This window comes from Aliidiomarina halalkaliphila, assembly GCF_007096385.1.
GTDB classification, from domain to species: Bacteria; Pseudomonadota; Gammaproteobacteria; order Enterobacterales; family Alteromonadaceae; genus Aliidiomarina; species Aliidiomarina halalkaliphila.
In genome coordinates this window covers 80,267-102,552 of the sequence record NZ_VJWL01000001.1, presented here as the reverse complement: position 1 = coordinate 102,552, position 22,286 = coordinate 80,267, and the positions used below count along the sequence as shown (strand labels likewise).

16 protein-coding genes are annotated in these 22,286 nt (G+C 50.0%); 10 read left to right on the top strand and 6 right to left on the bottom strand.

All coding sequences use genetic code 11. From position 1 onward, the window contains the following. Nucleotides 1-57: 57 nt before the first annotated feature. The 4 genes from FM042_RS00470 to grpE form a co-directional block, all read right to left on the bottom strand. Nucleotides 58-885: a M48 family metallopeptidase gene (locus FM042_RS00470; RefSeq protein WP_143233803.1), complete on the bottom strand. Its 828-nt coding sequence runs from the start codon at nucleotides 883-885 to the stop codon at nucleotides 58-60. Between the two features lie 213 nt (nucleotides 886-1,098). After that, nucleotides 1,099-2,244, bottom strand: coding sequence for a molecular chaperone DnaJ (dnaJ, locus tag FM042_RS00465; protein ID WP_143233802.1), 1,146 nt, complete (start codon nucleotides 2,242-2,244; stop codon nucleotides 1,099-1,101). 94 nt (nucleotides 2,245-2,338) lie between these two features. After that, nucleotides 2,339-4,261 (bottom strand): molecular chaperone DnaK, encoded by a 1,923-nt coding sequence (gene dnaK / locus FM042_RS00460; protein WP_143233801.1) that lies wholly within the window; start codon nucleotides 4,259-4,261, stop codon nucleotides 2,339-2,341. A 94-nt stretch (nucleotides 4,262-4,355) separates the two neighbouring features. Next, the gene (grpE, locus tag FM042_RS00455; protein ID WP_143233800.1) at nucleotides 4,356-4,988 is read right to left on the bottom strand and encodes a nucleotide exchange factor GrpE; all 633 of its coding nucleotides are present in this window, start codon (nucleotides 4,986-4,988) and stop codon (nucleotides 4,356-4,358) included. A 176-nt stretch (nucleotides 4,989-5,164) separates the two neighbouring features. On the opposite strand from grpE, the gene nadK reads away from it, so the two are divergent. The 4 genes from nadK to FM042_RS00435 all read left to right on the top strand — a co-directional run bounded on the left by nadK (nucleotide 5,165) and on the right by FM042_RS00435 (nucleotide 11,170). After that, nucleotides 5,165-6,085 carry an NAD(+) kinase gene (gene nadK, locus FM042_RS00450; protein ID WP_143233799.1) on the top strand — a complete coding sequence of 307 codons (921 nt, stop codon included), beginning with the start codon at nucleotides 5,165-5,167 and terminating at the stop codon, nucleotides 6,083-6,085. Nucleotides 6,086-6,184: 99 nt separating this feature from the next. Further along, a complete protein-coding gene (recN, locus tag FM042_RS00445; protein ID WP_143233798.1) occupies nucleotides 6,185-7,867 on the top strand; it encodes a DNA repair protein RecN in 1,683 nt (560 codons plus the stop codon). Between the two features lie 109 nt (nucleotides 7,868-7,976). Beyond that, nucleotides 7,977-8,324, top strand: a complete 348-nt coding sequence (locus tag FM042_RS00440; RefSeq protein WP_143233797.1) for an outer membrane protein assembly factor BamE — start codon at nucleotides 7,977-7,979, stop codon at nucleotides 8,322-8,324. Between the two features lie 95 nt (nucleotides 8,325-8,419). Then, on the top strand, nucleotides 8,420-11,170 hold the full coding sequence (locus tag FM042_RS00435; RefSeq protein WP_143233796.1) for an insulinase family protein: 2,751 nt from the start codon (nucleotides 8,420-8,422) through the stop codon (nucleotides 11,168-11,170). A gap of 365 nt (nucleotides 11,171-11,535) precedes the next feature. Here the strand turns inward: FM042_RS00435 and fadJ are convergent, their stop codons facing one another. After that, nucleotides 11,536-13,662 carry a fatty acid oxidation complex subunit alpha FadJ gene (gene fadJ / locus FM042_RS00430; RefSeq protein WP_143233795.1) on the bottom strand — a complete coding sequence of 709 codons (2,127 nt, stop codon included), beginning with the start codon at nucleotides 13,660-13,662 and terminating at the stop codon, nucleotides 11,536-11,538. Continuing rightward, nucleotides 13,662-14,975 carry an acetyl-CoA C-acyltransferase FadI gene (fadI, locus tag FM042_RS00425; RefSeq protein ID WP_143233794.1) on the bottom strand — a complete coding sequence of 438 codons (1,314 nt, stop codon included), beginning with the start codon at nucleotides 14,973-14,975 and terminating at the stop codon, nucleotides 13,662-13,664. The genes fadJ and fadI overlap by 1 nt, the downstream gene beginning before the upstream one ends. A gap of 316 nt (nucleotides 14,976-15,291) precedes the next feature. Between fadI and FM042_RS00420 the strand changes: the two genes are divergently transcribed. The 6 genes from FM042_RS00420 (at nucleotide 15,292) to FM042_RS00395 (ending at nucleotide 22,280) form a co-directional block, all read left to right on the top strand. After that, the gene (locus FM042_RS00420; protein ID WP_143233793.1) at nucleotides 15,292-16,251 is read left to right on the top strand and encodes an AAA family ATPase; all 960 of its coding nucleotides are present in this window, start codon (nucleotides 15,292-15,294) and stop codon (nucleotides 16,249-16,251) included. Nucleotides 16,252-16,275: 24 nt separating this feature from the next. Further along, nucleotides 16,276-17,244 carry a DUF58 domain-containing protein gene (locus FM042_RS00415; protein ID WP_143233792.1) on the top strand — a complete coding sequence of 323 codons (969 nt, stop codon included), beginning with the start codon at nucleotides 16,276-16,278 and terminating at the stop codon, nucleotides 17,242-17,244. Beyond that, entirely contained in the window at nucleotides 17,241-17,708 is a 468-nt protein-coding gene (locus FM042_RS00410) for a DUF4381 domain-containing protein (RefSeq protein WP_143233791.1), read from the top strand. Before FM042_RS00415 ends, FM042_RS00410 begins: the two co-directional genes overlap by 4 nt. After that, nucleotides 17,701-18,696, top strand: a complete 996-nt coding sequence (locus tag FM042_RS00405) for a VWA domain-containing protein (protein WP_143233790.1) — start codon at nucleotides 17,701-17,703, stop codon at nucleotides 18,694-18,696. The genes FM042_RS00410 and FM042_RS00405 overlap by 8 nt, the downstream gene beginning before the upstream one ends. 170 nt (nucleotides 18,697-18,866) lie before the next feature. Next, complete coding sequence (locus FM042_RS00400) at nucleotides 18,867-20,519, top strand: tetratricopeptide repeat protein (RefSeq protein ID WP_185960653.1); 1,653 nt, start codon at nucleotides 18,867-18,869, stop codon at nucleotides 20,517-20,519. After that, nucleotides 20,520-22,280, top strand: a complete 1,761-nt coding sequence (locus FM042_RS00395) for a BatD family protein (RefSeq protein ID WP_143233788.1) — start codon at nucleotides 20,520-20,522, stop codon at nucleotides 22,278-22,280. Nucleotides 22,281-22,286: the final 6 nt, after the last annotated feature.

Sequence of the window (22,286 nt, the reverse complement as noted above, 5' to 3'; positions counted from 1 at the left end):
AACGGCTAATCATCAAGAATGGTTTGTTCTGCCTTAGAACAAATTAACCTAGACCCCTTAATTCTGATCTAAAGAACGGGGTCGTGGACAATTTGCCGGTCCTGCAGAGGCTAAACGCGCCTCATACAATGGCATAACCTCTGGAATCTGCCGAGATAGATTGCGGATACGCGTTTGTGGGGATGGATGCGTAGACAATAACTCAGGTGGTGCCCCTTGGCTGATCTTCGCCATATTTTCCCATAGCTTTGGTGCTTCATGAGGATCAAAACCCGCGCGTGCCATTAAATCGAGCCCGATTTCGTCTGCTTCCGACTCATGGGTTCGACTATATGGCAACATCACACCGACTTGGGCACCGAGCCCGAGCCCTGCCATGATCATACCCCGCTGTTGAGGAGGACGATCCGTTAAGGCTATGTCGGCTCCGACCATAATGCCGCTCAATAATAAATTGGTGGATAAGCGTTCGCTACTGTGATCCGCTAACACATGCCCTATTTCATGCCCCATCACCGCAGCAAGTTGATGCTCATTTTCAGCAAGGCGCATAATACCCGTATAGAAGCCCATATAGCCGCCGGGTAGCGCAAATGCGTTAATGGTGTCGGATTCAAAGACAGCCACTTCCCATTCACGGCCTTGGTACTCTTCAGGTAAAACTTCGATGATTGCGTCGGCCAAACATTGCGCATACGCATTCAACTCGCGATCTGTAGAGACTTTCTCCTGCTGCTTAATCTCTGCAAATGATTCCGCGCCCAAGCTATTTAGCGCGCTTCCAGAAAATAAATTAAGTTGTGAACGCCCAGTGGGCGAGGTGGTGCAGGCAACAATGGTGCCCGCGACGACAAGCATTAAACAGACTTTCACTAGAACTTTCATACCCACTCCCTGCATGCTTACGTTGACCTATGTTCAGACTTTCAATCTGTGTCACAGGTTCATATTTCATTGAAACTTAGTTAAAAGTATAGGGGAGTACCGCAGGAACACAAAGCGTGACCGATATAATTGTCACTACTAACGGATCAAAAAAGCCAGTCAGAAAATTGACTGACTGGCTTTTTTATCTAGGAACCACAACGACGGGGGAAGTTACGACCCGGTCAGGTCATCAAAAAACTTTTTTACGCCGTCGAAAAAGCCACGTTCTTTCGGGCGATACCTCGCAGCTTCATCGCCACTACCCATCGAGTCTTCAAACTCTTTGAGTAAAGCTTTTTGTTTTGCTGAAAGATTTACAGGCGTTTCGATGACCGCTTTACATACCAAATCGCCCACCACACCTGAACGTACTGATTTCACACCTTTGCCACGCAAACGGAACATACGTCCAGTTTGAGTTTCCGAAGGAATTTTCAGCTTTACACGTCCATCCAAGGTCGGTACTTCCACTTCACCACCAAGGGCAGCGTGAGTGAAGCTTACCGGAACTTCGCAATACAAGTTATTACCGTCGCGTTTAAAGATCTGATGCTCACGCACCCGAACCTGCACGTACAAATCACCGCTTGGTGCCCCGTTCTCCCCGGCCTCACCTTCTCCGCTTAAGCGCACACGGTCGCCCGTATCCACACCAGCTGGAATTTTTACATTCAGCGTTTTAGTTTTCTCTACGCGGCCATGACCGTGACAACTGCGGCAAGGATCGGCAATGATGGTGCCGCGCCCATTACATTTCGGACAGGTTTGCTGCACTGCAAAAAAGCCCTGACGCATTTGTACTTGCCCTGCGCCATGACAGTAATCGCAGGTTTTCGGTGGGGTGTTACTCGCAGATCCCGTGCCATCGCAGTCTTCACAGGTGCTCAAGCGTGGAATTTTCAATTCAACGTCTTTACCACGGACTGCTTCCTCGAGAGTCATTTCAAGGTCGTAGCGTAAATCAGCACCGCGCTGGGCTCGACGACCGCCACCACGGCGTCCACCGCCAAAAATATCACCAAATACGTCGCCAAAGATATCGGAGAAATCTGCGCCACCGAAGCCGCCACCACCCTGACCACCACGCGCTTGATCAAAGGCATCATGACCGTACTGATCATATACTTGGCGCTTCTGTGGATCGCTTAGTACTTCGTAGGCCTCTTTTACCTCTTTGAACTTGATCTCGAGATCTTTATCGCCTTTGGTCCGGTCAGGATGATATTTCATCGCCAACTTTTTATAGGCTTTCTTTATCTCGCGGTCATCGGCACCCTTGCTTACCCCAAGGACTTCGTAGTAATCAGTTTTCGCCATAAGTTTCTAATCTCTTACTTTGCGTTATACGCATACACGGGCGTTCCTTTCGGTAACGCCCGTGCTGCTGAAGGAGTTACACGCGCAAGAATTATTACTTCTTCTCGTCGTCCTTCACTTCTTCAAACTCAGCGTCTACCACATCGTCTGCGGCGTTGCTGGCGGCACTGTCATCGCCGCCGGCTTGCTGCTGTTGCTGAGCTTGTTGTTGCGCAATTTCCATCAGCTTTTGTGATTTCTCAATTAACGCTTGTGATTTAGCTTCAATCGCTTCTTTATCACTGGCTTTGATCGCATCTTCCAAATCGCTAATGGCTTGCTCTATTGCTTGTTTGTCGTCCGCTGGTAAGGCGTCACCTGCTTCATCGATCTGCTTCTTGGTTGCATGAACCAGAGCATCAGCTTGGTTTCGCGCCTGTACCATTTCTTCGAACTTTTTATCTTCTTCAGCGTGCGCTTCCGCGTCACGTACCATGTTATCGATTTCTTCATCACTCAAACCCGAGGATGCTTTAATCGTAATTTTCTGTTCTTTGCCGGTGTCTTTGTCTTTTGCCGATACGTGCAAGATACCATCTGCATCAATATCAAAGGTGACTTCGATTTGCGGTACACCGCGCGGCGCAGGACGAATTCCTTCAAGGTTAAATTGCCCTAACGACTTGTTGTCAGAAGAACGTTTACGCTCACCTTGCAATACGTGAATCGTTACCGCGGCTTGATTGTCGTCGGCAGTTGAGAAAGTTTGCGACTTCTTCGTTGGAATAGTCGTGTTTTTCTCAATCAGCGACGTCATCACGCCACCCATGGTTTCGATTCCAAGTGATAACGGGCACACATCCAATAGCAATACGTCTTTCACGTCGCCTTGCAGAACACCGGCCTGTACCGCCGCACCTACTGCAACCGCTTCGTCTGGGTTGACATCTTTACGCGCTTCTTTGCCAAAGAAATCAGCAACAATTTGCTGCACTTTTGGCATCCGGGTTTGACCACCCACCAGAATGATGTCGTTTACATCATTTACTTTTAAACCAGCATCAGCAAGGGCTTGCTTCACCGGCTCTAGCGTTTTCTTCACCATATCTTCAACTAACGACTCTAACTTCGAGCGCGTTAGTTTAATGGCCATGTGCTTAGGACCAGAGGCGTCTGCCGTGATATACGGCAAGTTCACTTCGGTTTGCTGCGCTGAAGACAATTCGATCTTGGCTTTCTCACCCGCTTCTTTTAAGCGTTGCATCGCCAATGGATCTTTACGCAGGTCGATACCTTGGTCTTTGTTAAACTGCTCCACCAAGTAATTAATGACGCGGTTATCAAAGTCTTCACCACCGAGATGTGTATCACCGTTGGTCGCCAGTACCTCAAACGTATGCTCGCCATCTACTTCATCGATCTCAATGATAGAAATATCGAAGGTACCGCCACCGAGGTCATACACAGCAATCACGTTATCGCCTTTCTTACGGTCCATACCGTAAGCAAGCGCTGCCGCAGTTGGCTCGTTGATAATACGTTTAACGTCGAGACCTGCAATGCGGCCTGCATCTTTCGTTGCTTGACGCTGGGCATCGTTAAAGTATGCCGGAACGGTAATGACCGCTTCCGTCACTTTTTCACCCAAATAATCTTCTGCAGTTTTCTTCATTTTTTTGAGAACTTCAGCAGAGATTTGTGGTGGTGCTTTTTTCTCACCCTTTACTTCAACCCAAGCATCGCCGTTATCTGCCTTTTTAATACCAAAAGGCATAATGCCGATATCGCGCTGTACTTCTTCGTCTTCGAAGCGGCGACCGATCAAACGCTTAATCGCATACAGTGTGTTTTGCGGGTTGGTAACTGCCTGACGTTTCGCCGGCGCACCTACCAGTATTTCACCATCGTCGGCAAATGCGACTACAGAAGGTGTTGTGCGATCGCCTTCAGCGTTCTCAATAACGCGTGGCTTATCGCCGTCCATAATTGCGACACATGAATTCGTTGTGCCTAAATCGATACCAATAATTTTGCCCATGTCGTTCTCCAAACCTTTCAATTTGTTGCCGGGATGTCATGGATATGGGGACACCCCAAGATGATTTCAATAGAAACTTTGTGGTCTTTTTCGCTTATGCACTCGCTGCTTTGGTGACCATCACCATGGCAGGACGCAACAGCCGTCCATTTAACAAGTAACCTTTCTGCATCACGTACAGCACCGTGTTTGGTGGGAGTTCAGCGTGTTCCTGCATACCCATGGCTTCATGGAGTTGCGGATTAAACGGCTGCCCTTGTGGGTCGAGCACTTCCATACCAAATTTCTCGATGGTGCTAATAAAGCCTTTGTGGGTCATTTCGATGCCCTCAGCAATTTTTGCTTGGGCTTCATCTTCCTTGTCGATGGTTTGCAATGCCCGCTCGAGGTTATCGATCACCGACAATAGTTCGCCAGCAAATTTCTCGAGTGCAAAGTTGCGCGCTTTCTCTACTTCCAGAGCTGCACGACGCTTTGCATTCTCGGCGTCAGCAGCAACCCGCAATGCTTTGTCTTTCTCTTGGGCGAGGTCGTGGGCCAATACCGAGAGCTTTCGCTCAAGTTCAGCGACCCGTTCATCGCCCTGAGCCTCATCCGCTGCAGCTTCAGCACCCTCGGCAACCTGTTCCGTCTCTTGCGTCTGTTGTTCTACTTGCTCATCAGTTGCCGCTTGGTTTTCCTGTTCGCTTTGCACCTGAGATTCATCTGTTTGGCGTTGCTTACTCATGCCATGCTCCATCGTTTCAGTCCGATTTCATTTATACCGGACGCAATGATTAACCGTTGCGAAGGGATATGGGGGCATTCCAACTGAATTCAAGAAAAAATTTTCAGCTTTTGGCTTATTGATCTATTTCGCGAAACTCCGTAGCTTTAACACACTGATATTAATTGGAGCCGCCCATGGCTACTCAGCCTCATTCGCAACCAGAACAAAAAGATCTGTCCACGAAAGCATTTTCCGTGGTGGGTCTACTGTGTCGCAATGAATCGGACTCTGCCACGGAAACCCTGCAAGCGCTCATAGTGGCATTGCATGATCATGGGTTTTCGCTGCTACTTGAGAGCGCCTCCCCAGACTGTGCCTCGCCCATCAACGTTGAGCGTTGTAGCTTAGCGTCGCTAGGACAACGTGCAGATGTTGCCATTGTGATTGGCGGCGACGGTCGTATGCTTGGCGCTGCCCGTACCTTGAGTCAGCATGATATTGCAGTCATTGGCGTGAACCGAGGTAATTTAGGCTTTTTAACCGACGTAGCCCCAGACAATGCAGTTCAGCAAATTATCGAAGTATTGCACGGTCACTACCGCACAGAATATCGCTTCTTGTTAGATGCCATCGTAACCGACGAGCAAGGTAACCAATCCCACGGCAATGCCATGAATGAGGTTGTATTGCACTCCGACCAAGTGGCTCATATGCTGGAGTTTGAAGTAAGCGTCGATCAGCAGTTTGTATTTAGTCAGCGTTCTGACGGCTTGATTATCGCTACACCAACAGGTTCAACTGCGTATTCACTTTCCGCTGGAGGACCCATTCTTACCCCAGAGCTCGATGCCATTACCTTAGTTCCGATGTTTCCGCATTCCCTGAGTAGTCGCCCTATTGTGGTACCTGGCGACAGTGAAATCAGTATTAAAGTGGGTCCCGACGACGAACCCCTCCACATCAGTTGTGATGGTCACATTAAGTTATCGGTCACCCCAGGCAGTGAAATTAATATTCGCCGACAAGCGCAACGCTTACGGCTAATTCATCCGCTCACGTACAATTACTATCACGTACTGCGCAACAAATTAAATTGGGGAAGTCGCCTCTTCTGACTTTTTTTCATACAACATATTGCGCTACTGGATAAACACTGTATATTTACTGTATAGATAAACAGTATCGCAATTCGTTTATGGAAGGCTGGAGGCACTATGCTGACTCAACTTAACATTCGTCAGTTTGCTATCGTCGATCATCTTGATATTGATTTTCAAAAAGGCATGACGGCTATTACCGGTGAAACCGGTGCCGGGAAGTCTATTGCATTGGATGCACTCAGTTTATGCTTGGGTGCCCGATCAGAAAGCCATATGGTTAGGCCTGGTGCAAGCAAAGCAGAGATCACCGCGAGCTTCTGTGTGCATCAATTGCCCCATGTGTTGCAATGGCTCGATGAACACGACCTCCTCCTCGACGACGCCCAAGACAACGAAGATAATTGCATTATTCGGCGCACAATTTCCGCGGAGGGTCGTTCCAAGGCCTTTGTGAATGGTGCCGTTGTTCCTGTGGGTACACTGAAGGAATTGGGCCGCATGCTCATTAGTTTGCATGGGCAGCACGAACATCATTTGTTGATGAAAACCGATTATCAAATCCAGTTACTCGATCAGTTCGCTGACCACGCCCCACTCCTTGATGCCACTCGAACCGCATTTCAACGCTGGCGGCATCTGATTCGTGAGCAACGTGATTTGCAACAACGGGTAGAGCAAGAAAATGCGCGCCGCCAATTGCTTGAATACCAAGTTGGCGAGCTCGATGATTTTGCACCCACGGCGGAAGAGTACGAGCAATTGGAAAGCGATCATAAGCGACTCGCCAATGCGTCGACCTTGGTCGACGACGCTCAATTTAGCTTGGGCACCCTCTACGATGGTGAACACAATAATGCCTACCATTTAATTCAAGCGGTGAAGCAACGATTAGAGCATAGTTTGAGTCTCGATGAGCGATTGGCTCCCGTCTTAGAATTATTAGAATCGGCGTCTGTGCAAGTCGAAGAAGCGGTGCATGAGCTGCGCCACTATCACGACGGGGTCGAATTGGATCCCGAAGCCCTCGATCAGTGTGAAAAACGCCTATCGCAAACATTGCAACTCGCGAAAAAACATCAATCGGCGCCAAGTGAATTGGCACAGATTCATCAACAATTGAAGCAAGAGCTGTCTGAAATTACTGCCTCAGAATCTCGGCTTGCCAATCTTACACCGGATATCAATAGCGCCTGGCAGGCCTATGAAAAAGCAGCTCAAGCATTAACCCAAAGTCGTCGTAGCGCAGCCGAAAAACTTGAAGTGCAAGTTACTCGCAGCCTTCATGAGCTGAATATTCCAGATGGCGAGTTTGTAGTGCGAATTGAGTCTGACATCGATGAACACCACAGCGCTCAAGGCCAAGATTTTATCCAATTCCTAGTCAGCGCCAATGCCGGGCAGCCATTGCAACCTATTCAAAAAGTCGCCTCCGGTGGCGAACTGTCACGAATCAGCTTGGCCATTCAGGTGCTCACCGCTGGAAATGGCAATCTCCCAACATTGATTTTTGATGAGGTTGATGTCGGCGTGAGTGGCCCTACTGCGGCTACGGTAGGCAAGCTACTGCGCTCCCTAGGTGAACAGAACCAAGTCCTGTGTGTTACCCACCTTCCTCAGGTCGCCGCACGGGCACATCAGCAATTATTTGTGAAGAAACTCAAGCACGATGGGAAAACACTGACCACTATGGAGTCGTTAAGTGACACCCATCGGGTACAAGAATTGGCGCGTCTTCTAGGTGGCGATACCATTACAGAGCACGCCATGGCTAACGCTCGGGAACTTCTTGCCGGTTAAGCGGAACTTTTCTTACACATAAAAGACCAATAAAAGCCTCGGACGTCTGGTGTCCGGGGGCCCTTTTACGCTAAGATTTAACTCTGAATTTGAGATACTCGGTTTATCTATGAGAATTATTACGGCTTTAGCACTTGCATTCGCACTAACAAATTGCGCGGTTTTCGATCCTTTGGTTTATAAGATTGATATTCCGCAAGGCAATTATATGGAGCAACAAGACATTGATCAGTTGCGTATCGGCATGACCAAAGAGCAAGTACGCTTCGTACTCGGCTCACCGGTTGCAGAGAACGCATATCGCTCTGGCGAATGGCATTACGTGTTTCGGTTGAAGCCGGGTCGCGGTTCTGTAACATCACGCCAGCTAACTGTTTATTTCGAGAATGACTTAGTCGCTCGTTTGAGCGGTGACTTTGATACGCCAGAGGATTTCTACACGCCATTGGACGACTAGATGGTCCTATGGAGGAGGGGTTTCCCTCAGGCACAGGTAACGTGCTGCGACGCTATTTCGCAGACAGCGAATATATGAGGCAATAGGCACTAAGCATGAGCCAAGCGCGCAGCACTTTCACACCGGATTCAAGTCCCCACGATGAACAACAGTATCGTTGGATTTGGTTGCCGAACAACTTCCCTGTGTTGCTTGTCCACATGCCTGATGCGCAGCATAGCGCTGCGTCGTTTGCAGTCAATGCGGGACATTTTCATGATCCCGACGATGCTCCCGGTGTCGCTCATTTCCTTGAACATATTCTATTTCTCGGCTCCGAGCGCTGGCCTGATCCAGAAGCATTCGGGCAATTTGTGCAACAGCATGGCGGTCATTACAACGCTTGGACGGGTACTGAACACAGTAACTTCTACTTTTCCGTACATGCGGATGCTTTTGCAGAAGGGTTAGAGCGATTCCACTCGCTCCTCCACGAGCCTCGTTTCGACCCCGCGTGGGTTGAAAAAGAACGCCAATCCATTGAAGCAGAATATCGCCTAAAAAAGAAAGACGAACTTCGCCGTTTGTATGAAGTACATAAAACGACTGCCAATCAAGACCATCCGTTTGCCAAGTTTTCTGTAGGTAACGCGCAAACCTTAGCCGACCAGCCAGAGGTAAGCATTCGAGAACGACTACAATCCTATTACCAAACCCATTATCAACCCCAATACAGTGCTCTGGTCTTAGTGGGGCCACAGTCTTTAGATACATTGGCGGCACTAGCCGAAAGTTCGTTTCATGATTTTGCTTCACGGCAATCGGAGTCCACTCGGTCTGAACTTCCAGACGTGCCCATGTATCAGCCCGATCAGCTTGGGCAATTTATTTACGTGCGCCCGATCAAACAAGCCAGTCGCTTAATCATTACCTTTCCGTTACCTGAAATTAATCAAGACTACTTGCATAAAACCACCTCCTTTATTGCTCATTTGCTTGGCTATGAAGGCCCAGGTAGTTTGTGTCATTGGTTACGCCAGCAATTATGGATTACCGAGCTTTCCGCCGGTGGTGGCATGAGTGGCTATAACTTTAAAGATTTCACGCTAAATCTACAGTTAACCGACGCTGGCATGATGAAGATCGACGCTATCTTACAGGCCTGTTTTCAGTTTATTCGTACAGTGCGCCAACAAGGTTTACAAGAAACGCTTTACGCGGAGCGGCAAAAAATGGTGGGGCTCGCATATCGTTTCCCAGAGAGCATACGCCCGGTTGACCTTGCCTCCCAGCTCTCAATTAATATGCTTCATTACCAACCTGAGCATGTGATTAGCGGTGATTTCCGTATGGATGGATTGCATATGGATTTTGCACTTGGGCTGCTCCAAAAAATGACACCGGAACGTTGCCGCGTGACAGTAATCCACCAAAGTGTTCCTGTTAGTCGACGTACCCAGTATTATCATGCCGAATATTCGACAACGCCTATCCGGCCAGATCAGCTCGCGCAGTATCAGCGGAATATCAGTGATGTCTGCTTTACTGTACCCAATCGCAACCCCTATATTCCTGAACGATTGGATCCCCTTGCACTGACAGCGACAAAACAGGAAGAGGCGGATACGTCAACTACACCTCTGCCAACGCTATATACAAAGTCGCCAGGGGTTCGCCTTTGGCATCTGCAAGAAACAGAGCTTGCGGTACCCCATTCGCACATGTACTTATCGTTGCAGTTGCCATTATCCAATGCCAGTGCACGAAATCATGCGATTAGCCGAATGTGGTGTGAGCTTGGTCAGGATGTGTTGAATGAAAAATTTTATGATGCCGAAATCGCCGGCATTCACTTTAATTTATACACTCAGGGTGCTGGCTTAACGCTGCATATTGCGGGTTTTTCAGACCGCCAGCCCGACTTATTTAAAGATTTAATGACTACCTTAGCAACGCTTCGACCAAGCCCCGAGCAATTCTATACGGCCCGAGATCACATGCGACGTAACTGGGAGTCCATGCATCAACACAAGCCTATTAATTACTTATTTTCAATGCTCCATCATAAGCTCCAGTATGGTGCTTATACTGCACAGCAATTAGCCGATAGCGTTGCCGACCTCGATTATGAGCACTACCTCAACCTATTACCTGGCATGCTGCGCGATGCCCAAGCCATCCTGTATATTTATGGTGATAGTGAAGCAACGACTGCGAAAAGCCTAGCCCATTGGGTGAGCGAAAACTTTCCCGTTATCGCGAAACCGAAAGCAAAAGTATCTCGTCATGTTAGCCGCCTTGAGGAAGGTGTGGTTGAAGCAGCGTTTTATAGTGCCCACACAGACCACGCCTGTGCTTGGTTTTATCAAGGTAGAACTACCGATCTTGCAGAGAAAGCCGGCTTTCTGATGCTCAACCAATTATTATCCCCACGCTTCTTCAATGAATTGCGCACCGAACGGCAACTGGGATACTTGGTCGGGTCGAGTTACGTCCCTATGCATGGGTTACCGGGGCTGCTTTGCTACATTCAAAGTCCGAGTCACGATGCGGAGCAACTGAGCGCAGCGATGACAGACTTTACGCAGGAATTCGTGAGTGATTTAGAGGCACTAGATGATCTGGCATGGGGAAAAGCGAAACATGCCATCCTCACGCATCTGGGTGAAAAATCAGTGGGCTTGCGCGCCAGAGCACAGCGTATGTGGAGTTCAATAATTAATAATCAAGGTGAGTTTGGGCTTGCCGACCGCATTTCGCAACAGGTGCATGCACTGGAAAAAAATGAATTCGTCAACTTTGCCCGCTTGCGTTTAGTAGACGCGCCACATGCCATGGTGATGCGTTCTACGCGCAATACGCCATAGCCTGCAATGCTCATGCGCGAAAGCACATCCCGCCTAAACCAACTGCCTTGATCAAGACCATCCGCTGATGTGTGCGGAACATCGGTAACAATAAGGGACCAAACACCAATCCAAACGCGGCCCAACGTCGCGGACCCATGCCAGACTTCCACGCTTGAACATAGAAAAATACAGAGAACAACAGACTCAAAAGGAAAAATACCAGCACAACGCTCTCCAGAGGGTCTCTCATAATCACTAAATGGATGCGCGAATTATAACTATTTCATGGTCTGTATTCATGTTGATGGGTGTTATAAAAAAAGCACTGGAGCCAACATTTTGTTGACCTTCCAGCGCTTTTATTCAGCAACTTAGCGCGCGTGTTAATCGTAGAAACGCTGCTTCTCTGCGGCCATATCTACCAGTAATTGACACGGCTTAAAGCGATCACCTTCGGTTTTAGCGTAATGCTGCAAGCGCTCAACGATGTGGGCGACGCCTAAGCTGTCCATATAGCGGAACGGACCACCGCGGAATGGCGGGAAGCCAATACCAAAGATAGCGCCAATATCTCCATCCCGAGCAGAACGAATAATACCGTCTTGCAAACACCAGGCTGCTTCATTCAACATCGGGAGCACGCAGCGCTCTGCCATGTCTGCGCTACTTAGCTTGCTTTCAGGGGTAATTCCAAACAAGCCATACACACTGGTATCCACTTGCTTACCCTTGGTCTTTTTATCATAGCGATAGAAGCCCTTCTTAGTCTTTCGCCCCTTGCGGCCGTCGTCGAGGAGTTTACTAAAAGCATCTGGTGCGCGGAAACGCTCGCCTAATTCTTCCGCTAAGATAGGCGCAACCTTCGCCGCTACATCGATGCCAACCTCATCGAGTAAGGTGATAGGACCCACAGGAAATCCAAATTTCACTAGGTTCTTATCTAAGGCTTCAATCGGCTCCCCGGCAAGCAGCATGCGCGCGGCTTCGTTCATATAGGGCGCCAAAATACGATTCACATAGAACCCGGCTCCATCTTTTACCACAATTGGTGTTTTGCCTTGCTTCTTAGCAAACTCAACTGTGGTCGCAATGGTTTCTTTTGAGGTTCCTGGATGCGTAATAATTTCCGCCAGCGGCATTTTTTCAACCGGTGAAAAGTAATGCAGTCCGATCACTTGCTCAGGTCGTTGGGCTTTTGCCGCGATTTTAGTGATGGGCAAAGAGCTCGTATTGGTCGCAAAAATCGTGTGAGAACCCGCATGGGTTTCAATATCCGATACCATTTGCTGTTTTAGATTGAGATCTTCAAACACAGCTTCAACCACAATATCCGTATCATTAAAGCCACTATAATCAAGACTTCCAGAGAGCATTAACATATCCCGCTGCACTTCTGCCTTACGCATAATTTTGCGCTTCAGCTTAGGCTCGAGTAGCTTGGCGTGATACGCCAGCGCATTTTTGATGCCATCATGGTTGATATCCTTAAGGCGCACGGGCACTTTGGCTTTACTAATAGTTACGTGCGCGATCCCACCTCCCATTAATCCACCACCCAGAACCCCGGCTTTCTTCACTTTCTCAGGTTTAACACCATCTGCACCTGTTTCTTTCTTAATCTCTGTGGTGGCAAAGAAAATATTGCGCAATTGATACGATTCTTCGGTCATCGCAAGCTCGCCAAAGCAGCGCGCTTCATACTCTAATCCCGCCTGCATGCCCTTGCTCATCCCATGTTTTACAGTATCGATAATTTTATCGATAGCAGGGTAGTTGCCGTGGGCTTTTTTCTGCGCTTGCTCTCTCGCTTTGCTAAATAGTACGCCGCTTAATGGCCCTTCCAACACTTTACCTATCAGGTTGAGCTTTGGTTTGCGCTTTTTCGGCTTGCCTTTCAATGCCTGTTTTACCGCGGCTTCCAATAAGATACTTTGCGGCACAATTTCATCGGCTAAACCCAGCTTCAACGCCTGTTTCGGCCGCAGTTGCTTGCCTGTGAGCATCATGGTCAGTGCCTGCTGCACACCCACCAAACGGGGCAAACGTTGGGTGCCACCTGAACCTGGCAATAAACCTAACTGCACTTCCGGCAAGCCCAACACTGTTTTTGGCGAATCACTCACGACCCGCACGTGGCACGCAAGGGCGAGTTCTAATCCTCCGCCCAAAGCTGGTCCATGAATCGCAGCGACAACCGGAATTTTTAAACTCTCAAGGCGGTCAAACAAGGCCTGACCTTGGCGCGCTAAACTCTCCGCATCTGCGGCAGTTTCACATTCGCTAATCATGCGAATATCCGCGCCAGCAACAAAGGAGCTGGGTTTACCACTGATAAAAACCAGTCCTTTCAGCTTGCTATCCCCTTCGACACGCTCCATAAGATCCGCCACTTCATCAGCGAAGGTCGATTTCAAAGTATTCATGGATTCGCCAGGCACATCGATAGTAACGACGCCAATCCCATCATCGCGAATGTCTAACGTAAATGCATTATTTGCGCTATTCGTCATTATTCAGTCTCCACTATTACTGCAGCACCTAAGCCACCTGCAGCGCAGGCCGTTGTTAGTGCGGTACCGCCACCGCGGCGTTGTAGCTCACGTAAAGTTTGCGTGAGCATGCGCGCTCCTGTTGCGGCAAAGGGATGACCATAGGCGATAGAGCCGCCCAACACATTGAATTTCGACTCATCGATTTCGCCAATCGCTTCCGAACGATTCAGTTTTTCTTTCGCAAACTTTTGACTCGCGAACATCTTCATATTCGCTAACGTTTGCGCAGCAAAGGCTTCATGCATATCGATCAAATCTAAATCACTGAGCTTCATGCCTGCACGATCCAGTGCAATTGGTGTCGCGTAAGACGGGCCCATCAGCATATCTTCATGCACATCAATCGCTGAGAAAGCATAGCTGCGAATATATCCAAGAGGCGTGTAACCAAGCTCCTTCGCTCGACTCTCCGTCATCAATAAAATCGCAGCGGCACCATCAGTGAGGGGGGTTGCATTCGCTGCGGTAACGCTACCATGCTTTTTATCAAAGGCTGGGCGTAACTTAGCATAGCCCGCTAATTCTGAGTTCTCACGAATGTTGTTGTCACGCTCCAGATACTCTTTATATGGTGACACATGGGCGACCATGACTTCGTCGCTCAGTAACCCTTTTTCCCAAGCCTGATGCGCCAATTGGTGAGAACGATGAGCCAATTTATCTTGATCCGCACGAGAAATACCATGCGACTTTGCCATTTGTTCTGCGGTTTGCCCCATTGACAACCCGGTTGAGTATTCTGCTACCGCGGGTGGCACGGGTAATAAATCTTTAAAGCGCAATCGCTTTAAAATATTCAATCGCTGACCAAGGCTCCGCGCTTTATTGAGGTCAACAAGTGCGCGGGCTAATGTTTTTGATACGCCAATCGGGAGCACCGACGAGGAATCCGAACCGCCAGCAATACCGACGGAAATACTACCTGCAAGCATGGCTTCTGCAACACTCACAGTGGATTGGAAACTCGTGGCGCAGGCCCGACTCACACTGTATGCATCAGTACTCACCGGCAGACTGGTTGCCAACACGATTTCTCGCGCAATATTTGGCGCTTCCGGCATTTGCACGACCTGTCCGAACACGAGCTGTTCAACGAGATTAGGATCCAAGCCGGTTTTCTGAATTAATTCCTGCACCACCATGGCACCCATATCCAATGCGGGTACGCCGTGAAAGAAACTTGCTTGCTTTGCAAATGGTGTCCGTAAGCCTGCAACAATCGCTATGCGATCACCCTGTGGGGTCCGCAAACTTTGCCCTGGAGCTGACATATATATCCCCTACCTGTTAGTGGTCTGACCACGAATGACTCTCGATTCTACTGAGATTTATAGAAAAATAAAACCATAGCGTTAAGATGATTGTTTCCTAGTATAGTTGATCCAATCACCCGCACATGGGCCAAGCAGACGTGATACCTTGTCTTTTCACTATAAAACCTCCATATATCGCAATACCGCGCATGTTGTCGCAAAATAGGGCGTTGCAGGGAACTCAGGTGCCGGCGAAGGGTCCATTAGGACGCCATTTTCTAGCAGGGTGGCGATACGCCAGAAGCCAATTCATCAATTATTATAAGGGGTAGTTATGGCCGCAGCGGTCGCATTTAGGCAACTTCAGGACTACTTGAACACGCAGGTACTCGGACAACCGAGCTTAGTTGAACATCTCTTAATCGCTATATTGGCGGATGGTCACTTACTTGTTGAAGGGCCCCCAGGCCTTGCCAAAACCCGTGCGGTTCAAGCGCTAGCCAAAGGGATCGAAGGTAACTTCCATCGTATCCAATTTACCCCTGATCTGCTGCCTGCCGACCTCACTGGAACAGATATCTATCGCCCGGAAACCGGCGAGTTTGTGTTTCAACAAGGGCCTCTTTTTCACAATCTGGTATTGGCCGATGAAATCAATCGCGCACCTGCAAAAGTACAATCGGCATTACTTGAAGCGATGGCGGAACGACAAATCACCGTTGGCCGCAGCACCTACCCTTTACCAGCTCTTTATACAGTGATGGCAACCCAAAACCCGATTGAGCAGGAAGGTACCTACCCACTACCAGAAGCACAACTGGATCGCTTTCTGTTACATCTGTCGCTTGGCTATCCCGATGCCGCGACTGAACAAGAAATCCTTACCTTAACGCGAAGTGAACGATTAGAGGGTGAGTCGTCAATGGACAACCCAGTATCGCAAGCATCGATACTTTCAGCCCGCAAAGATCTCCTCAGGTTACACATGGATCCGGCGGTTGAAGCGTACCTTGTCGCGTTAATTATGGCCACCCGTCACCCTGCGGATTATGACGAGGAGTTGGCGCACTGGATTTCTATCGGCGCGAGCCCTCGCGCCACTATCGCGTTGGATCGCTGTGCACGGGCCAAGGCATGGTTAATGTCACGAGACTATGTGACCCCTGGAGATGTCAGTGCCCTCCTCCATAATGTTTTGCGTCACCGCCTGATATTAAGCTACGAAGCTGAAGCCGACGGTATTCAAAAGGATCAGGTCATCGACCGTATTTTGCAGTGTGTACCCGCGCCATAGCCGTGCAATGAAAGGTTTTAAGTGATGTCGAGCCCCGCAAAAGTAACGAAATTTTCAGCGCAAGAGTGGCTAGCTACTCATCAGGTCAGCGGTGTGCAGCCGAGCATGCCTGAATTGCTCGCATACCGGGCGCGACCATTGCCGCTACCTATGCCGAAACGTCAGGGCACGGTGCAACAAAGCGGCAATAAATTAAGCCGCTTTCGTGGGCGTGGTATGGAATTCGATGAAGTACGCCATTACCAAGCGGGCGACGATATTCGCGCGATCGATTGGCGAGTCACCGCCCGTACCGGTAAAACCCACACCAAGCTATTTCGGGAAGAAACCGAAAGGCCGGTGTTTGTCTGTGTTGACTACAGCCAAAGCATGCTGTTTGGCTCCGAACTATTATATAAGTCAGTACAAGCGGCTCATGTTGCAGCGGGTATATGTTGGCACGCGATTCAACGAGGCGATCGTATAGGCGGATTGATTTTTAATGCCGCGTCCCACGTAGAAGTGCGCCCTCAAAGTCGTCAACATGGCGCCCTGATGTTATTAAAGCAACTGATCGCAATGCACCCTGAACGTCCACAAACCTATGCTAAATATGCGCCTGTGCAACCATTGAGCAAACAAATCCAACGCCTTCATTCACTATGCCGACCCGGTGCAGATGTGGTTTTGATCAGCGACTTCTCCGATCTTAACGACGACACCTTAAGTTTGCTTCGAGGTTTACGTCGTCATCATGCGGTCACCGCAATCTTAGTCGACGATCCGTTGGAACTTGCGTTACCTCCGGCCTTAACCGCCGATATCCAATTTTTTGACGGAGAGCGCCAGCGCCAAGCGCTGCTCAATGACGAAGGCTATCGCAAAGAGTGGCAGCAGCGCGCCCAATTTTGGCGCGCGCAACGCTTACAACTGTTACAGCAAGCGGGTATTCCAACACATACCATCAGTTCTGCATTGCCGGCTGCACAACAATGGCATGAGGTACGCTCATGAATCCCCTTGATCAACTGCATGATATTGTTGCCGCCGGTGACGTCGGGTGGTGGCCTCTTGCCTGGGGTTGGTGGGTACTTATTTGCCTATGCGTCGTTGGGTTATGCTTAATTATCCGATCATGCTTTCGGGCCTATGCACGCGCCCGCCCACGACGTTTGGTATTAGCTGAGTTGCAACGTCCCCACGAAAGTTTAAGTGCGATCAATAGCACCGTTAAACGAGGCCTGCGCATGGCTCAGGTGCCTCTCGAAATAAACCAGCTTCATGGCAAAGACTGGATCGACTTTCTTGTCAACACTGGGCCCAATGGAAACTCCAATAATTTTCAAACGCAGTTACGCGCTTTTAGCGACCGGTTGTATCAGTCCAATAACGAAGAGTCGGTGCGTAGATACCAAGCTCTCATGCAGCAATGGGCCGCCCAAACTCGCTGGTTATACAAAGGGGGCGCCGATGTTTGAGTTCGCTTGGCCCTGGTTGTTTTGGCTGCTCCCACTACCGATCCTAGTACGTTTTCTGCTTCCGAGAATTCAGCGTACCGCCGCTGCCATCTGGATGCCGCAGGCCCGTTACCTTGCTCCAGAGCCTACTAAGCAGAACAGCGCACAGTGGAGCCGTTGGTTATTACCGAGTCTCATATGGATTGCGCTTGTGAGTGCCGCAGCACACCCCCGCTGGGTTGGTGAGCCTATTGCGCTTAACCCTGAAGCACGCGAGATAATGATTGCATTAGATTTATCGGGCTCCATGCAAATGGACGACATGGAGCTCAATGGTCGCACAGTTACTCGCTTAGAAGCGGCTCACGCCATCTTGGCTGACTTTATTCGGCGCCGTAGCGGCGATCGTATCGGCCTGATCGTATATGCAGATTCCGCGCACGTTTACGTTCCTATCACCAGCGATCTCGAAACCGTGGCAACCATGGCGGAAGAGGCATTTATTGGACTCGCCGGACAACGCACTGCCTTAGGCGATGCCATTGCCTTATCAATTCGTTATTTCGTTGAGCGCGATAGCAAAGAACGAGTCGTATTGATGCTCACCGATGGCATGATCAACACGGGGCAAATTAATGCAGAGCAAGCGATTCAACTGGCGAAAAGCCACGATGTGAAAATTCACACGATTGGGATTGGCTCGGATGAAGTCACTGTGCGCGGAATCTTTGGCGAGCGCCGACTTAACCCAAGTGCTGACCTAGATGAGATTTTTTTGAATGAAGTTGCTCGAGCTACTGGGGGTGAATATTTTCGTGCACGCAGCACTGAGGAAATGGAACGCATTTATGAACTCATCGATCGACTCGAGCCTATCGCCAGCGACGACCAATACCTGCGCCCCCAACGCAGCCTCGTTCACTACCCTCTCATCCTTGCATTGATTGTATGGTTGTTGATGTTGCTGCCATCACCACAGCAGCTAAGGGGGCGTTTATGGAGCTCCTAACCTTTGGCGTATATTGGTTGCGTCCGCTGTGGCTATTGTTATTGATTCCCTTGTTGGTTTTCACACCATACCTGTGGCGACGCGCACAACGGCGGAGCGAATCTCGTCCCCTGATCGCAGGCCACCTCGCCGCTCAATTATACAAAGCTAGTTCGCGCAGAAGGAGCTGGATGGCACCATTGAGTTTATGGCTCAGCCTTCTACTAGGAATTATCGGAATAGCGGGGCCTGCAATCGATCAAGTACAGGTGCCCGTGTTTCAAGCAGATAAGGGTGCCGTGGTGTTGTTCGACGCCAGTATCCAAACCCGTGCTCAAGATATTGCCCCAGATCGCCACACGCGAATGCGCTTTAAAGCGGTAGATCTGGTGAATCGCTTCGGTGACGGACAATTAGGACTTATCGCCTATGCCGGTGACGCCTTTACTGTGACCCCACTGACCCGGGACAGTCGGAATATTCTGCAAAGCCTGACGGTATTGGAGCCCGAACTCATGCCAAGTCCGGGGCATGATCCATTACTGGGATTTGAAGAAGCAGATCGTCTGCTGTCCGCCGCAGGCTACCGTGAGGGCGACATCTATTGGTTTACCGGTGGTATTAGTAACCGCGATATGGATGACGTGCGCCGTTTCTTGCGAAACAAAGCATGGCGAGTTCATGTGTTAGCGGTCGGGACTCAAGACGGTGCGCCAGTGCGAGGCCGAGATGGAGAGTTGATTCGGGACGAACGAGGGCGGGTTATTTTGCCACGCTTAGAGCCCGCGTATTTACAGCAGATCACCCGAATGACCGGTGGTCAATATGTGGCGTATCAACAAGACAATACGGATATCGAACAGCTGCTCGCCGCTTCTGAAACCGATCAGCAGGCCTTTATAGAAACCATGGAACAGGGCGACCAATGGCGTGATTTGGGTCCCTTTGTCGTGCTTTTCATATTGCCCTTTGCATTGTTCGCTGCGCGCCGGGGTGTGCTGTATTGCCTCCCTATACTGATGATCTCATCTTTGCTGCTACCGCAGGCAGCTTATGCGACGGAGCAAGCAGAGCCATCGACTAACATCGCTCCCCGCGCACGCTTGTCCCTCTTGGAACAAAGCCTACTCAATGCCGACCAACAAGGGGCACGATTGCAACAGATGGGGGATTACGAGCAAGCCGCTGAACGCTTTCACTCCCTTGCGCATCAAGCACAAGCCCACTATCGAGCGGGCAACTTCTCGCGCGCTGCAGAACTATATGCACAACTAGAAGGTGCCGAATATAAGTACAACTTAGGTAACGCTTTGGCACAATTAGGTGATCTCGAGGGCGCCCTTACTGCCTACCAGGACGCTCTTACGAAGCAGCCCGATTGGCAGGAGGCACGCGAGAACTACGAGTTAGTGAAGTCGTTGCGAGACCAACAGGATGCCCATGGCGACGATGATGGCGACTCCGAATCATCCGACGAGCGTGATGATAACGACGAGCCTCAACAGGGAGATCAGGATAATCAGGATATGCGCCCAGAAGACAGCGCCGATCCCGATGCGGATAACGATACAGAGGATTCATCCAGCCAGGATGAACAAGGCAACGACGAGACCAGCCAAGACGAACCTGACACAACTGAAACCGATACCGACACCGATGCGGGCATGGAAAAGCAAGAAGAGTCTGCATCTTTGTTCGACGACGACACCCTTACTGATGAGGAGCGCGCCGAACTTGAACAGTTACTTCGTCGCGTCGAAGAAGATCCTGCATTAATACTGCGCAACCGATTACAGCGAGAAGCGCAGCGACGGCAGATGCAACGACCACCTCGAGGATTTTAAATGCGATATATAGGTAAGTCTCAGCGGCAACTCACACGGATGCAATGGCTCACCATGGCGATACTAAGCATCGCTGTATGCTTCACTCTGCCTGCCCAAGCGCAAGACTTAGAAGTGACCGCCAGTATAAATAAAAACCCCGTGCTGGAGTTTGAAACCTTTACCCTTACAGTCACCGCAAACCAAGGGCTTCCCCGCAATGCCTTTCAACCTGAGCAGTTTCTGCAAGGGTTTGATATCCGTGGCACTGCCGTGAGCTCGTCAGCGTCGGTAATTAATAATCAAAGTGTTCGCAGCACAGAGTGGCGAGTGACATTAATTGCACCACGAGCGGGCGATTATGAAATTCCCGCACTGACCATTGAAGGCGCAACGACACAACCCATTCCGTTGCAGGTCGTTGAACAACACCAAGATGGCAATCAGCATGAAGATTACTTTCTGCAGGCGGAATTAGACACACAGCAACCTTATGTTCAGCAACAAGTCCGCCTCACTGTTCGTCTATTTCTGGCCATGCAACTGGAGACCGGCAGTATTCAGCTTCCCGAGCTAGAACATTTTCATGTGGAACAACTCGGTCAAGATCGTCAGTCACAAGATATTATTGATGGGCGCCGTTACCAGGTATTGACACGCACTTACCTGTTAACACCACGCCGTAGTGGTGATTTTTCCATTCGCCCCATTCGTTTCGATGGGCAAGTACGAGTCGCTCCAAGCGGTGGTTTTAGTGCCTTTGGGCGCCTTGAATCAATTTCAGCACGCTCGGATGCGCTTGATCTGAACGTGCGCCCGCGCCCAAGTAATTTCACGGGCCATTGGTTGCCGAGTGAACATGTGTTGCTGGAAGAACAATGGGATCCAAATGAAACCCTATGGACACTTGGCGAACCAATCACCCGTACTGTCACCTTCACCGCAGCTGGAGTTCGCCCAGAGCAGTTGCCGGGTATAACTATTGAGTACCCTCAGGCATTGCGCGTATACCCCGACCGTGGTCAAACGGAAATGCGGGTGTTACGCGGAGGACCGGTCGCTCGAGCGCAGTACAGCGCTGCGATTATTCCAGCGCACGCTGGCGAGTTCACGCTTCCCGCGATCCGAATTCCTTGGTGGAATACGCAGACAGACCAGCTTGAGTATGCAGAATTACCCGAGCGCACGGTTCGTGTCATCGCGCCCCCCGGAGGCATTTTGCCTCCGGGCAATGTAGATGTGTCGGAGTTATCGGGGCAAACACCCGAAGCGCCCGAACAAGCACCTTCGACACGGGAGCAAACACAAAGCCTGGATCCCGTACCAATCTCGGCGCCCGCACCGTTACCATATCAATGGTGGTTACTCACGGGCCTCTGTTTCCTACTTTGGCTGGTGACATTAGGTTGGGCGCTCCTGCGCCTGCGTCAACGTAAACAATCAACGGATTCAGCATCTACAGTACCTGTTGCAGCCCGTGGCGCATTACAGGCCGTTAAAAATGCTTGCCAAAACAATGACGCCGCCGCCTGTAAGTCTGCCCTTTATGCTTGGCATCAAGCGCGCACTGGGCGCCCCGCGGCAGGACTCGCTGCGATTGCGCAAAGTGTGCAATCCGAGGAACTCAATGAATCACTGCAACAACTTGAAGCCTCGTTGTACAGCCCAGAGAAAACGCCGTGGATCGGTGGCAAAGCACTATGGGCCACGCTAACACGAGTTCACAGACACCAAGGTACCGAACAGGAGCAAACTCTGCCGCCCCTCTATCCTCATCATTAACCAGAG